At 68.9% G+C, this 13,621-nt stretch carries 12 protein-coding genes; 7 read left to right on the top strand and 5 right to left on the bottom strand.

The window, feature by feature from the left end:
• The first annotated feature begins 11 nt into the window (after window positions 1-11).
• Genes IRG63_RS02090 through IRG63_RS02080 form a run of 3 tightly spaced genes read left to right on the top strand, consistent with a single transcriptional unit; the run spans window position 12 to window position 2,913 of the window.
• On the top strand, window positions 12-413 hold the full coding sequence (locus IRG63_RS02090; RefSeq protein WP_168625582.1) for a cytidine deaminase: 402 nt from the start codon (window positions 12-14) through the stop codon (window positions 411-413).
• Between the two features lie 9 nt (window positions 414-422).
• On the top strand, window positions 423-1,724 hold the full coding sequence (locus IRG63_RS02085; protein WP_193509067.1) for a thymidine phosphorylase: 1,302 nt from the start codon (window positions 423-425) through the stop codon (window positions 1,722-1,724).
• 46 nt (window positions 1,725-1,770) lie between these two features.
• Window positions 1,771-2,913 carry an acyl-CoA dehydrogenase family protein gene (locus tag IRG63_RS02080; RefSeq protein WP_193509066.1) on the top strand — a complete coding sequence of 381 codons (1,143 nt, stop codon included), beginning with the start codon at window positions 1,771-1,773 and terminating at the stop codon, window positions 2,911-2,913.
• Between the two features lie 227 nt (window positions 2,914-3,140).
• On the opposite strand, the gene IRG63_RS02075 is transcribed toward IRG63_RS02080, so the two are convergent.
• Window positions 3,141-4,076: a nucleoside hydrolase gene (locus IRG63_RS02075; RefSeq protein ID WP_193509065.1), complete on the bottom strand. Its 936-nt coding sequence runs from the start codon at window positions 4,074-4,076 to the stop codon at window positions 3,141-3,143.
• 52 nt (window positions 4,077-4,128) lie between these two features.
• Between IRG63_RS02075 and IRG63_RS02070 the strand changes: the two genes are divergently transcribed.
• The gene (locus IRG63_RS02070; protein WP_370566190.1) at window positions 4,129-5,241 is read left to right on the top strand and encodes an adenosine deaminase; all 1,113 of its coding nucleotides are present in this window, start codon (window positions 4,129-4,131) and stop codon (window positions 5,239-5,241) included.
• Window positions 5,242-5,245: 4 nt separating this feature from the next.
• Entirely contained in the window at window positions 5,246-5,698 is a 453-nt protein-coding gene (locus IRG63_RS02065) for a PTS sugar transporter subunit IIA (RefSeq protein ID WP_168625577.1), read from the top strand.
• A gap of 3 nt (window positions 5,699-5,701) precedes the next feature.
• Here the strand turns inward: IRG63_RS02065 and IRG63_RS02060 are convergent, their stop codons facing one another.
• The 4 genes from IRG63_RS02060 to IRG63_RS02045 form a co-directional block, all read right to left on the bottom strand.
• Window positions 5,702-6,334, bottom strand: a complete 633-nt coding sequence (locus IRG63_RS02060; RefSeq protein ID WP_168625576.1) for a C40 family peptidase — start codon at window positions 6,332-6,334, stop codon at window positions 5,702-5,704.
• Between the two features lie 302 nt (window positions 6,335-6,636).
• Window positions 6,637-7,521, bottom strand: coding sequence for an SDR family oxidoreductase (locus IRG63_RS02055; RefSeq protein ID WP_370566154.1), 885 nt, complete (start codon window positions 7,519-7,521; stop codon window positions 6,637-6,639).
• Between the two features lies 1 nt (window position 7,522).
• Window positions 7,523-8,065, bottom strand: coding sequence for a hypothetical protein (locus IRG63_RS02050; RefSeq protein WP_168625574.1), 543 nt, complete (start codon window positions 8,063-8,065; stop codon window positions 7,523-7,525).
• 97 nt (window positions 8,066-8,162) lie between these two features.
• Window positions 8,163-9,425: a hypothetical protein gene (locus tag IRG63_RS02045; RefSeq protein WP_193509062.1), complete on the bottom strand. Its 1,263-nt coding sequence runs from the start codon at window positions 9,423-9,425 to the stop codon at window positions 8,163-8,165.
• Window positions 9,426-9,602: 177 nt separating this feature from the next.
• On the opposite strand from IRG63_RS02045, the gene IRG63_RS02040 reads away from it, so the two are divergent.
• Complete coding sequence (locus IRG63_RS02040) at window positions 9,603-13,322, top strand: AAA family ATPase (RefSeq protein ID WP_227411694.1); 3,720 nt, start codon at window positions 9,603-9,605, stop codon at window positions 13,320-13,322.
• Window positions 13,319-13,519, top strand: coding sequence for a hypothetical protein (locus tag IRG63_RS02035; protein ID WP_193509060.1), 201 nt, complete (start codon window positions 13,319-13,321; stop codon window positions 13,517-13,519). The genes IRG63_RS02040 and IRG63_RS02035 overlap by 4 nt, the downstream gene beginning before the upstream one ends.
• Window positions 13,520-13,621: the final 102 nt, after the last annotated feature.

The raw sequence follows: 13,621 nt of genomic DNA, 5'->3' as shown, positions 1-13,621 counted from the left end.
GGAATTCAGCTATGAGCGACATCGATTGGGACTCGCTGCGCACCGCAGCAACCGAGGCGATGGGCCGGGCCTACGTGCCGTACTCGAACTTCCCGGTGGGTGTGGCAGCGCTCGTCGACGACGGGCGGGTGATCGCCGGCTGCAACGTCGAGAACGCGTCGTACGGGCTCACGCTGTGCGCAGAGTGCGCCCTGGTCTCCAGCCTGCACATGACCGGCGGCGGCAAGCTGGTCGCCTTCACGTGCGTGGATGGCCACGGCAACACCCTCATGCCCTGCGGCCGCTGCCGGCAGCTGCTGTTCGAGCACTCCGCCGACGGGATGCTGCTGGAGACGGTGTCGGGCATCAAGACCATCGACGAGGTGATCCCGGATGCCTTCGGTCCGCGAACCCTCGAGGATTACCGCAGCTAGGAGCCAATCGTGAGCACAATCGAGCCGTTCGACACCGTCGACCTCATCCGCGCCAAGCGGGACAAGCATCCGCTGTCCACCGAGCAGATCAACTGGCTCGTCGACGCGTTCACCCGCGGGTACGTCGGCGACGAGCAGATGGCTGCGATGGCGATGGCGATCTTCCTGAACGGGATGGAGCGGCGCGAGATCAAGGACCTGACCCTCGCGATGATCGAAAGCGGCGAGCGGATGGACTTCGCGACGCTGTCGAAGCCCACCGCCGACAAGCACTCGACCGGCGGGGTCGGCGACAAGATCACGTTGCCGCTCGCGCCGCTGGTCGCGAGCTTCGGGGTCGCGGTGCCGCAGCTCTCCGGCCGCGGGCTCGGTCATACCGGCGGCACGCTTGACAAGCTCGAGTCGATTCCCGGTTGGCGCGCCTCGCTGTCGAACGAGGAGCTGCGCGAGCAGCTCGAGAGCATCGGCGCGGTGATCTGCGCCGCCGGCTCCGGGCTCGCGCCGGCCGACGGCAAGCTGTACTCGCTGCGCGACATCACCGGCACGGTTGAGGCGATCCCGCTGATCGCGAGCTCAATCATGAGCAAGAAGATCGCGGAGGGCACCTCGGCGCTCGTGCTGGACGTGAAGTTCGGCTCCGGCGCGTTCCTGAAGGACATCGAGCAGAGCCGCCAGCTGGCCGAGACCATGGTCGCACTGGGCACGGATGCCGGTGTCACCACCACCGCGCTGCTCACCAACATGAACGTGCCGCTCGGGCTTGCGATCGGCAACGCCAACGAGGTGCGCGAGTCGGTCGAGGTGCTCGCCGGCGGCGGGCCGGCGGATGTCGTCGAGCTGACCGTCGCGCTCGCGCGGGAGATGCTCGAGTCGGCCGGCCAGATGGAGGCCGACGTCGAGGACGCACTCAAGGACGGCCGCGCGATGGACACCTGGCGGGCCATGATCAGCGCGCAGGGCGGCGATCCGGATGCCCCACTGCCGGTCGCTCGAGAGCAGCACGTCGTCACCGCCGACCGCGACGGAGTGCTCGTCGAGCAGCATGCCCTGCCGTTCGGCATCGCGGCCTGGCGGCTCGGCGCAGGCCGGGCGCGCAAGCAGGATCCGGTGCAGCACTCGGCCGGCATCGACCTGCACGCGAAGCCGGGCGATGCCGTGAAGAAGGGCCAGCCGCTGTTCACCCTGAGCGCCGACGAGCCGGCCCGGTTCGAGCGGGCCCTCGAAGCGCTCGAGGGTGCCTACAGCATCGGTGACGAGGGCTCGCAGGTGAACGACGGCGGCCCGCTCATCGTCGACCGCATCACCGCCTAAACCCACGCCGCAGGCAGCGTCGCCTGCACGCATCCGGAGGAGAGCTGTGCCCGTAACCCGTGTAATGCCCACCGAAGAAGGCGACGACCTCATCGAGCTCGTGCGCGACATCGCCGAGAAGGAGCTGACCCCGCGCGCCGCGGCGGCGGAGCGCGATGCGAGTTTCCCGCGGGACGTGTTCCTCACCCTGGGCCGCGCCGGGCTGCTGAGCCTGCCGTACCCGGAGGAGTTCGGCGGCGGCGGGCAGAGCGCTGAGTCCTACCTACAGGTGTTCGAGGAGATCGCTGCGGCGTGGGCCAGTGTGGGAGTTGGAGCGAGCGTGCACGCGCTGTCGTGTTTCCCGCTTGCCACTTACGGCACGCAACAGCAGAAGCAGCAGTGGCTGCCGGACATGCTCTCCGGTGAGCTGCTCGGCGCGTACTGCCTGTCGGAGCCGCACGCCGGATCCGACCCGGCGGCGATGCGCACGCGAGCGGTTCGGTCAGACGGTGGCTATGTCATCAACGGCGCGAAGGCGTGGACCAGCCACGGTGGGCACGCGGACTTCTACACGGTGATGGCGCGCACCTCCGATGATGGTGGCCGCGGGATCTCCTGCTTCCTGGTGCCGGCCGACACCAACGGCCTCAGCCCGGCGTCGCCGGAGAACAAGATGGGGCTGACCGGCCTCACCACCGCGACCATGAACTTCGACGACGTCTACGTTCCCGAGGAACGTCGAATCGGCGCGGAGGGGCAGGGTCTGTCGATAGCGCTTGCGGCGCTCGACGCCGGGCGGCTGGGGATCGCTGCGGTCGCGACCGGGCTGGCCCAGGCGGCCCTGGATGTCGCGGTCGAGTACGCGAAGGTGCGCGAGGCGTTCGGGCAGCGCATCATCGACCACCAAGGGCTCGGGTTCGTGCTCGCCGACATGGCCGCCGCAGTGGAGTCCGGGCGGGCGACCTACCTGGCCGCCGCGCGCATCCGGGATCGGGGCAAGCCGTCGACGCGGGAGTCGTCGATCGCGAAGCTGGTGGCGACCGACAATGCGATGAAGGTCGCGACGGATGCCGTGCAGGTGCTCGGTGGTGCCGGCTACACGCGCGACTTCCCGGCGGAGCGGTACATGCGTGAGGCGAAGGTGATGCAGATCTTCGAGGGCACCAACCAGATCCAGCGGCTGGTGATCTCCCGCCACCTAGCCCGCTAGACGCCCGACAAACGCTTCGCGCGGGTCGAACCTCCACGCGCGGGTGAAATTTTACCCGCGCGTGAAAGGAACACCCGCGCGTGAAGAACCACCCGCGCGAGCGGGTCTCGACAGGCTCGATCCGCGCATCCGTGATCCATCGCCGAGTGCACGCGAAATGCGCGAGTGCACGCGCAATATCCCGTGCGCTCGCACATTTGGGCGGCGCTCGGCGACGGCGCAGGCGGTCAGCCGATGCGGCGCAGCGCGTCCACGATCAGCGCCCAGAACTTCTCGCGGTCGAGGTCGGTCGCCGCGTGCGTTGTGCAGTCATCCGGGGCCGGTCCGCGGAAGTCCGCGACCGTCATCCCCAAGGTCAGCGACCCGGTCAGTTCGACGTCCAGCGGCACCCGCACCACCGACATCACGCTCGGGTCGATCACCAGCGCGACCGCACACGGGTCGTGCACGGGCGGATGCTCGAAACCTTGCGCTTCCCGGTAGGTCTTGCTGAAGAACTCCAGCAGCTCGAGCACGAACTGCGCGGGCTTGGTGCCGACCTCGGCGATCGCCTGCACGACTTCCGGGGTCGCGAGCGCCTGATGGGTGAGATCCAACCCGACCATGGTCAGCTTCCACGGCTCGTTGAACACGATGTGCGCGGCCTCGGGGTCGATGACGATGTTGAACTCCGCCGCCGCGCTCCAGTTGCCGCCGTGGTAGCCGCCGCCCATCAGGACCACCTCGGCGACGCGCTCCGCTATGCGCGGCTCCTTGCGCACCGCCAGCGCGATGTTGGTGAGGGCTCCGGTCGGGATGAGCGTCACGGTACCCGGCTCGTGCGACATGATCGTGTCGATGATGAGGTCGACCGCGTGACGCTCGTCCAGTTCGAGGCTCGGCTCCGGAAGCACCGGGCCGTCCATGCCGGAGTCGCCGTGAATCGACTCGGCCACCTCGACCTCGCGCACCAGCGGGCGGTGTGCACCGCGCGCGAACGGCACGCCGGTGATCCCGGCGATCTCGGCGACCGCGAGAGCGTTCCGGGTCGTCTTCTCGATCGTCTGATTGCCGTGAACCGTCGTCACCGCCAGCAGTTCGATCTCCGGATTACCGTGGGCTAGAAGCAGGGCGATCGCGTCGTCGTGGCCGGGATCGCAATCGAGAATGACCTTTCGTGGCACCGTCCCAGAGTACCGTCCGCCGGAACCCAGTAGATTTGGTGCCGTGAACTCGGTGCAGCAGGACTACCTTCTCCCCGGCGGCGACGCCAGTATCAGTGCCCTCCCGAAGGTGTCGTTGCACGACCACCTCGACGGCGGCCTCCGCCCGCAGACCATCATCGAACTCGCCGACGAGGTCGGACTCGACCTGCCGGCGACGGATGCCGTGCAGCTGGGCGACTGGTTCGCCGACCAGTCGGACTCGGGTTCGCTAGTCGAATACCTGAAGACCTTCGACGTCACCACCAGCGTCATGCAGACCCGGGAGGGTCTGGAGCGGGTCGCACGCGAGTTCGTGCAGGACCTGCACGCTGACGGGGTCATCTACGGCGAGGTGCGCTGGGCTCCAGAGCAGCACCTGAACCGCGGCCTGAGCCTGGACGAGACCGTCGAGGCAGTGCAGGCCGGGATCGAAGCGGGCATCGAGGACGTCACGAGCGCGGGCGGACGCATCCGGATCGGCCAACTCGTCAGCAGCATGCGCCACACCGACCGAGGGCTGGAGATCGCGCAGCTCGCGGTGCGGCACCGCGATCGCGGCGTCGTCGGTTTCGACATCGCCGGCCCTGAAGCGGGTTTTCCGCCGAGCCGACTGCGCGACGCTTTCGACTACCTGGCCAGCGAGTTCTTCCCCGCCACCGTGCACGCGGGCGAGGCCGACGGCCTGCAGAGCATCGCGAGCGCCCTCATCGACGGCCGCGCTCTGCGGCTCGGCCACGGTGTGCGCCTCGCTGAGGACGTCCGCGTCGAGCGTGAGGACGGCGACAGCCGCTACGTCACCATCGGCGACCTCGCCCAGTGGGTGCGCGACCGGGAGATCGCGCTCGAGCTCAGCCCGTCGTCGAACCTGCAGACCGGCGCGATCGAGGCGTGGGGCGACGAGCTCGAGGACCACCCGTTCGACCTGCTCTACCAGCTCGGCTTCCGCGTCACCGTGAACACCGACAACCGGCTGATGAGCAACACGAGCCTCAGCAGGGAGCTCGCGATGCTCAGCGACGCGTTCGGATACGACCTCGGCGATCTCGAGGTGTTCCAGCTCAACGCGGCGGCGGCGACCTTCCTGCCGCTCGAGGACCGGGAAGAACTGGCGGCGGCCATCAGCGACGGATTCGATCAGGTCTAACCCGATGCCACTTCCGCCACTTCCCGATGACGCGATCTGGCTTTCACGAACCGCCGCCGATTGGCGCGAGGCAGTCCAGCTCGCGGGTGACGCGCTCGCCGCATCCGGCGCCGCGACCGCCGACTACGCCGGTGACATGATCCGTATGATCGACGAGCACGGACCGTACGTCGTCATCGCGCCGGGCCTCGCGCTCGCCCACACCCGACCGAGCGACGATGTGCTGACCGGTGGGATGTCGGTGGTGACCCTGGCCGAACCGGTGGCGTTCGGGCATCCGCACCATGACCCGGTGTCGGTCGTCGTTGGCCTCGCCTCAACCACCGCGGAAAGCCATCTCGCCGCTGTCGCGCAGCTCGCGAACCGCTTCAACGATGCCCGCGCGATCGAGCGGATCGCACGTGCCGGCACCATTCAGGACGTCCGGGCGGTCATCGCCCCGGATGCTCGTGGCTGAGCGTCAGCCGACCATCCGCACGTAGACCGGGCTGCCCCACACCGCGCGGTACTGCACCATCATGCCCGGCTTCGGGGAGTCGACCATCATGCCGCCTCCGGCGTAGATGCCGTCGTGCTGCCCCGGGTACCAGACCAGGTCGCCCGGCTGCGCCTGCGCGGCGCTGATCTGTACGCCCATCGCCGCTTGCGCGTTCGCGGTGCGCGGCAGTGAGATGCCGAACGCGCCGAACACGTACTGCACCAGGCCGTCACAGCTGAAGCTGTCGCTCGGATGGTTGCCGGGGCCGTAGGGGACGACGCCGACGAACTGCATCGCGAAGTCGACCAGGGCCTGGCCGCTGTAGTTCTGTGCCGGCGCGGCGAAGCTGGAGCCCGACCGCTCGGAACCGGAGGAGCCGGATGGTGCCGACGCGGCAACGGGAACCGGTTCCGGCTCGGGGGCCGGCGTCGCGGTGTAGCTTGCGCGGACGACGGACTGGGGTGCCACATCGGCCGGGCCGATCAACCGCTGCACCGGCTTGGTTGCCGCCGCGATCGTCGACGGAGGCGCCTCCGCCGGATCCAGTGCGTACGCGGGGAGAGCCAGTGTGACGATCAGGCCACCGGAAACGGCGGCGACGGCAAGCTTTGACATATGGACATGGAGTGAGGATCGGGGGATGAAACTCAAGACGGGTAAGTGCCTTCCTAAAGCAAACCGCTACCCCCCAGCGGACCGCTTTTTGTTCGGGTTCTCACTTTTCAGACTACGCACGGGGTGCCAAGAGTCGAATCGAAAGGCGGATTAACAGGCTTCTCGCACCAATTGCCAGCTGTTTCCCAGCCGGGTCAGGAGTTGCACAAGGCCTGAATCAGCTTCGGTTTTGCTGAGTCTCGAGGACCCTGAGGCCGATCTCCTCGGCCTTCTTCTTCAGCTCGGGGTCCTTCCGCTTCTACTCAGAGGCCCTTGCCGCCGGTCACCGGAAGCACCGCACCGGACACGTAGGAGGCCTCCTGTGACGCCAGGAAGACGTAAGCGGGCGCCAACTCGGCCGGTTGACCGGCGCGTCCGAGCGGGGTGTCCTGCCCGAATGTCGGCAGCTTGTCTGGCCACGAGGTGGCGGGAATGAGCGGCGTCCAGATCGGTCCGGGCGCGACCGCGTTGACCCGGATGCCTCTCTCGCCGACCTGCTGGGCGAGCGCCTTGGTGAATGCGACCAGGGCGGCCTTGGTCATCGCGTAGTCGATGAGCTGCGGGCTGGGGTTGAAGGCCTGGATGGATGAGGTGCTGATGATCGACGCGCCCGGCTTCAGGTGAGGCAGCGCGGCGCGCGCAATCCACAGCGTCGAGTACAGGTTCGTCTCGAACACCCGCTGGAACTCCTCGGTCGGCAACTCCTCCAGGCTGTCCCGGTTCTCCTGATAGGCGGCGTTCAGGATGACGATGTCGAGGCCGCCGAATTGGCTCACCGTCTTCCCGACCAGGCTCGTGCAGTACGCCTCGTCCCTGGCCTCGCCGGGCAGGAGCAGCGCCTGCCGGTTCTCCTTGCGGACCCACTGGGCCGTGTCATCCGCATCCTCCTGCTCCTCGGGCAGGTAGGAGATGGCCACATCGGCTCCCTCCCGCGCGAAGGCGATGGCAACCGCCCGCCCGATGCCGGAGTCACCGCCGGTGATGAGCGCGCGCTTGCCCTGCAGCTTGCCGCTGCCGACATAGGTGTCCTCACCGTGATCCGGACGGGGTTCGGTCTTCGAGGTGAGGCCGGGCTGCTCCTGCTCCTGCTGGGGGAAGTCGTCGCTCGGGTAGCGGCTCACCGGGTTCTCGTCGAGATTCTTGGTCACGTCAGGTTCCTTCCCGTTCTGCGGCTTCGAGCTGTTCGTCGCTGAGGATGCGCTCATCCGGATCGGCTGCTTCGCCCTCGACCCGGAAGCGCAGTTTCTGCATGTACGGCGTCGGCAGCCCGCGGCGGTAGTCGAGGAACTCCTTGGCGTAGTATTCCCGCGCCTCCTCCGCGGTCTTCTCACCGCTCACGATGTCGACCATCAGGTTCAGTGCGAGGAAGTTGGCCTGCTCGTCGTGACAGGTCGCGGAGACCTCACCGGCGGTGCGCGCGACGGTGACGCTGCCGTCGAACTCGGCGAGCTCGGCAATGAACGGGGTCGGCACCGCGTAGTCGACCGTCGTCGTCACCGAGTCGGTGTGCGGTGCCGGGAAGTCGTGCTGGGCGAAGTCGCGCCATGCGGTCAACCGCTTGGTCAGGCCGACGTTGTGCCAGAGCAGCATCGACGGGGCGCTCTCGTGCGGCTCGCCGTGCTCCTCGATGACAATTTGTGCCGCTTCCCTGGATTCGTAGGGCCAGTCGGCGATGATGTCCTGGGCGCGCATCGGAAGCCTCCTCGTGTTCGCTTCCTCCCATCGTTGCCCGGCGGGGCGCTGTAGTGAGAAAACTTGCGAGAACTACCAGAGAGCGCCCAGCGCCGGGTCAGGCGCGGTGCATCAGGTCGTAGCGCGCGAGCGCGTCGGCATCTCTGGAGTGCGTGAGCGAGTTGCGGGCGAGGTCCAGCGCGGCCACAGGGTCGGCCTCGTTTTCGGCGAGCATCAGCTTGCGCTCCGCCTCGGCCAGCCGGGTGCGGGCGGCAGCGCCGACCCCGCCGCGCCGGGTTGCGATGAAGTCGCGGGTCGACGACAGCTGGCTGTGCGCCTGCACGAGCGCGCCGGCGAGTGCGGTGCGCGCACCGTCCAGGCGGCGCTGCTGGTTGCGCGCCCCGGCCATGCTGGCATCCAGCGACGCGTTGGCCTGGCGGAGGCGTTCCAGTTGGCGCATCGGATCGGCCGGCCCTGTGGAGGCGGACAGCGCCGCCTCCACCTCACTGATCGCGGCCGCGACGGCGCTGCTCGAGTCGGGGTCCGGCGGTGCGTCCCGCAGCCCACGGGCCTCGGCGAGGTTCTGCTCTGTCGACTCGGTGAGACGGGTCACGGCCGCGGTGGCCCGCTCCAGCTCGGTGCGCAGGGTCCCGACGGCGTCGATCAGCTCGTCGGCGCGCCCGGAGTGCTCCTCGGCGCTGCGCAGCGAGTCGGCGGCCGTTCCGGCGTTCTCATCCACTGCCGACTGCGCGGCGTCGGCTGCCGAGCGCGCTGCGGCGAGCTCGGTCAGCGCCCGGTCCAGGTTGTCGGTGACGGATGCGATGGCGCTCGCCGCATAGTCCCGCCGGAGGGTGCCGAGCACGACGACCGCTTCGGCATGGCGGCGAGCCGTCGCGTCGATGCTGCTCCGAATGTCGGAGAGCCGGCGCGGCGCATCCTGCTCGAGCGCGCGCTTGCGGTCGAACTCGTGGGTGTGCTGCTCGAGCTCCTGCTGCGCGGCGATGCACAGTGACAGGATCCGGGAGCTCCAGTCGCGCCGTTGGCTCACGGTGTCGGCGTAGGCGTCGTCGAGCCGGTGCTGCAGCGCGAACGCCTCACGCAGCTTGCCGCGGGCAGAGTCGAGGGCGGCAGCGAACTGCCGGGTGCGGTCCTCACCGAATTGGGCGATCGCGTAGCCCAGCTCGGCTTCGGCATCCTGCACAGCGTCGTCGACGCGGACGAGGAGGATGCTCGCCTCCTGCTGAATCCTGTCGACGGCGGCATCCGGACTCTGCGCGCGGCGGCGACGGGAGATCAGGGCGAAGCCGACCGCGGTGGCGCCGACGAAGACTGCGGCGAGCGTGATGCCGGCGGTGGAGAGAGCGCTGACCAGGATTTCCATTGTCCGCTCAATCCTATTTCGGTCCGGCCGGGGCGAAATCGCCCGCATAACAAGGAATCTCCTGCATAAGAGGGGGTGAGAGGGCGAAACTCCACTGGCCTGCCGGGAAATGAGGCAACCGGCATTTAAGGTGGCAACGTGTGGCGTGCCGATCGACAAGACGATTTTCTCCTCGACATGGAGGAGACCGAGAGTGATTCCGTGCCCGCGCACCAGCAGGTGACGTCGCCGCACGCGCTCAGTCTCGGCGACCCGCGTTACAAGGCGGTGAACGTGGCTGAACCAACATGGGCCGGATGGCGCGAGCAGCTGTCCACCGTCGGCGGCAGCAATGCGCTGCTGCACTTCATCGACGAGCCGAGCACGCGCATCGAACTCGGCGCGACGCATCCGGGCGGCCTCGCGCGCTTCATCACCGGCAAGACCACCCTGCTCTCCAACCTGATCCGCGACGACCTCGCACTGCGCGCCGCGAAGCTGGCCGCCGACGAGCTCGCCGCCAAGGGCCTTGAGCTCGCGACCGCGCGCGGCATCGACTCCATTCACCTTGGCATCGGCATCGCCCAGTGGCAGCACGATGCGACCGACTACTGCGCGCCCATCCTGCTGCGCCCGCTCGCCATCCGCCGTTACGGCACCGACTTCGAGCTGCGGCTGCGGGGCGAGCCATTCCTCAACCCGGCGCTCGCGCGCGCGCTCGCCGAACAGTTCCAGATCACCCTCGACGCCCAGGGCTTCGTCGCCCTCGCGCAGCGCGACGGGTCGTTCAAGCCGAACCCGGTCATCGACCGGCTCCGCGGGCTCACTTCGCACCTCGAGTGGTTCAACGTTCAGCCGCGCCTGGTCGTCTCCTCGTTCGCGGATGTCGCGACCGGCATGGTGACGGATGTCGCCCAGCTCGAGCATCCGGTGCTGGATGCGCTGGCAGGCAACCCGAGCGCGAAGTGGTCGGTCGAAGAGAGCTTCAAGCCGGTCGAACTGCAGGGACCCGACTACCGCGCGCCGGAGACCGACACGCTGCTGCTCGACGCCGACGCCGAGCAGGAGAACGTGATCGCCCAGATCGCGGCGGGCAACTCGGTGGTCGTCAAGACGCTGCCGGGCACCGGCGGAACTCAGACCATCGTCAACGCGATCGGCGCGCTCGTCGCGCAGAACAAGCGCGTACTCGTGGTCAGCGCGCGCCGGGCGAGCCTGCAGGGCATCGCGCAGCGGCTGGCCGACATCGGCCTGGCCGGTGTGGCCGTCGCGCCCGGCACGCTGCGCCGGGACATCATCCGCTCGATCGGTCGCAACGAGAAGGCCAAGCAGCCAGAGACCGCTGAGGTCGATGAAGCGCTCGTGAGACTCCGCAAGGTGCTGATCGACTACCGCGGCGCGATCTCCAAGCGCGACGACACGCTAGGCGTGTCGGTGCTCGACTGCCTGACCGAGCTATCGCGGCTCGCGCTGCTGCCCGAGCCGCCGGCCACCAGTGCCCGGCTGTCGCGACTGTCGGTCGAGCAGCTCGCCAGCAACCGGGCGCAGGCGGCCGAGACGATGGTGCAGGCCGCACGACTCGGCGAGTTCAAGTACGGCCCGAACGACTCGCCGTGGTACGGCGCGTCGTTCACGAGCACTCAGGACGCGAGCCGCGCGCACTCGATCGCCCGGCAGCTGCACGAGACCGGGGTGCCCAGGCTGCTCGAACGCGCGAACGAGCTCATCGGCAAGACCCGGATGCGGCCGTTCGAGTCCATTTCGGAACTCGGCGTCTACCTGCGACTGCTCACCGACATCCGGGACACCCTGGACAAGTTCCTTCCCGTCGTCTTCGACCGGTCGCTGAGCGAGCTCATCGCCGCGACCGCGTCGCGCAAGGAATCGCAGCACATGAGCGGCGCCAACCGCCGCCGGCTCAAGCGGCTCGCCAAGGAGTACCAGCGACCCGGCGTGCACGTGACCGACCTGAACGGATCGCTGCGGCGCATCCAGCAGCAGCGTTTCCTGTGGCAGCGCTTCGTCGCGGAGGGGATCACCCCGCAGGTGCCGGTCGGCATCGCCGACGTGCAGGTCGCGCACCAGCAAGTCATGCAGGATCTCAGCACCCTCGACGAGCCGCTCGGCAGGGCCGACCAGGAGGTGCAGCTGGCGAACCTGCCGATCCACGAGCTGCTTGCCCTGCTCGACGGGCTCGCCGCCGAGTCGGATGCCCTGCACAACCTGCAGGAGCGCACCGCGCTGCTCAGCACGCTGCGTGAGCTCGAACTCGACCCGCTGCTGGCCGACCTCGCGCAGCGCCACGTCCCCGAGGAGCAGGTCGCGGCCGAACTCGAGCTGGCCTGGTGGCGCTCGGCGCTCGAGTCGCTGCTGGAGAGCGAACGCGCCCTGCTCGGTGCGAACACCTCGGTGCTTGACCGGCTCGAATCCGACTTCCGGCTCGTCGACGACGCGCACGCTCGCGCCAGCGCGCAGGGTCTCGCCTGGCAGCTCGCCGAGAACTGGAGCATCGGCCTGGTTGACTGGCCGGATGAGGCGACCGCGCTCAAGCGCGCGCTGCGCCGGGACAGCATCGACTCCCGTCAGCTGCAGGAGGCTGCACCGCACCTGTCGCGCGTCGTCGCGCCGGTGTGGATCGCGTCGCCGTACGAGGTCCACGAGATCACCGACACGCTGCGCTTCGACACCGTGCTGCTGGTGGATGCCGGTGCGACCACCCTCGCCGAGACGGTCGGCGCCATCCGCCGCGCCCGGCAGGTGGTGGCCCTCGGCGACCCGGTGACGCAGACTCCGTCCGCGTTCACGATCGGGCTGGGGGAGACCCAGACCACCGAGGAGACGCCGGAGGAAGAGCTCGACGAGCTGCACGCCGACTCGGCGCTAGCCCGGCTCGGCACCCTGTTGCCGACCCTCACCCTCACTCGCAGCTACCGCGCAGGCGGCGAGGACCTCGCCGAACTGGTCAACCGCCGGTTCTACGCCGGCCGCATCGACTCGCTGCCCTGGGCGGGCAGCTTCCTCGGGCATGGCAGCATCCGGATCGACTTTGTCGCCGACGGGTCGGGACTGCCGGATGAGGACAGCGGCGCCGTCGAGAGCGTCGACGCCGAGGTGAACCGGGTCGTCGAGCTGGTGCTCGACCACGCGCGCACCCGGCCGCGCGAGTCGCTCATGGTCATCACCGCGAGCCGCAAGCATGCCATCCGGGTGCAGCGCGCGGTGCTCACCGCGCTGGCGCGGCTCCCTGAGCTGCACGAGTACATCCTCGGCGACCGCGCAGAGCCGTTCACCGTCGCGACCATTGAGCAGGCGGTCGCGGAGAGCCGCGACCGGGTCATCTTCTCAATCGGCTACGGACGTACCCCGCACGGGCGGGTGCTGTCCGACTTCGGCGCGCTCGGGCATCCGGGCGGAGAACGGCTGCTGGCGATCGCGATGACTCGCGCCCGGCGCGCGATGACGATCGTGACCTGCTTCGAGGCGAGCGACATCGACGAGGACCGGATGCGGTACGGCGCGGTCGCGCTGGCCGAGCTGCTGACCGACGTCGACGCGCGGATCGCGGCGGAGCCGATCCCGGATGACAGCGACCCACTGCTGGTGGACCTCGCCCGCCGCCTCGAGGTGCGCGGCCTGCGGATTGCGCTCGGCCACCGCGGCAAGCTCGGCCTGGTCGCGTCGCACAAGGGCATGTGCCTGTGCATCGAGACTGACACCACGCTGCACTCGACGAGCCTGCGCGAATCGCTGCGGCTGCGGCCGGAGCTGCTGCGCCGCCTCGGCTGGCACTACCTGCGGGTGCACGCGTTCGAGCTGTTCAGCGACCCGGATGCTGTGGCTGACAACATCGCGCGGATGCTCGGCCTGAGTGAAGCGCCCATCACCCAACCGGTAACGGTGGTACCGTCTCAGGCGTGATCGAGGAACCCGGCGAGCTGCAGCCTGAGCAGCCGGGAGCGTCGGTTCCCGCGCCCGCGGCCCGTCCGCGCCGGCATCGCAGGGTGCGCACAGAACCGGTGCCTGGCAGCGACCCGACGCCCATGCCCGAGCCACCGCGCCACGCATCCGACGAGAACGACGCCAGGCTCAACGCCGACAAGCCGCCGCACTACTGAGGCCGGCGCCGCGCCGATGGCGCTCCCGATATTCCGCGAGGGGTCAGAAAGCGGCCTTCCTGGCGCAATGAAGGCCCGTTTGTGACCCCTGGGTTCAGCCAG

Origin of the sequence: Cryobacterium sp. BB736, from assembly GCF_014980265.1 — a bacterium.
In the GTDB taxonomy this organism is placed as follows: Bacteria; Actinomycetota; Actinomycetes; order Actinomycetales; family Microbacteriaceae; genus Terrimesophilobacter.
Note: the sequence above shows the minus strand (reverse complement) of the source record. Positions and strands in the feature narration are given on the sequence as shown.

Excerpts from the sequence above, each read along its gene's own strand:
- IRG63_RS02040 (WP_227411694.1), top strand. The coding sequence starts at position 9,603 with ATGGAGGAGACCGAGAGTGATTCCGTGCCCGCGCACCAGCAGGTGACG.
- IRG63_RS02060 (WP_168625576.1), bottom strand. The coding sequence starts at position 6,334 with ATGTCAAAGCTTGCCGTCGCCGCCGTTTCCGGTGGCCTGATCGTCACA.
- IRG63_RS02045 (WP_193509062.1), bottom strand. The coding sequence starts at position 9,425 with ATGGAAATCCTGGTCAGCGCTCTCTCCACCGCCGGCATCACGCTCGCC.
- IRG63_RS02090 (WP_168625582.1), top strand. The coding sequence starts at position 12 with ATGAGCGACATCGATTGGGACTCGCTGCGCACCGCAGCAACCGAGGCG.
- IRG63_RS02050 (WP_168625574.1), bottom strand. The coding sequence starts at position 8,065 with ATGCGCGCCCAGGACATCATCGCCGACTGGCCCTACGAATCCAGGGAA.
- IRG63_RS02065 (WP_168625577.1), top strand. The coding sequence starts at position 5,246 with ATGCCACTTCCGCCACTTCCCGATGACGCGATCTGGCTTTCACGAACC.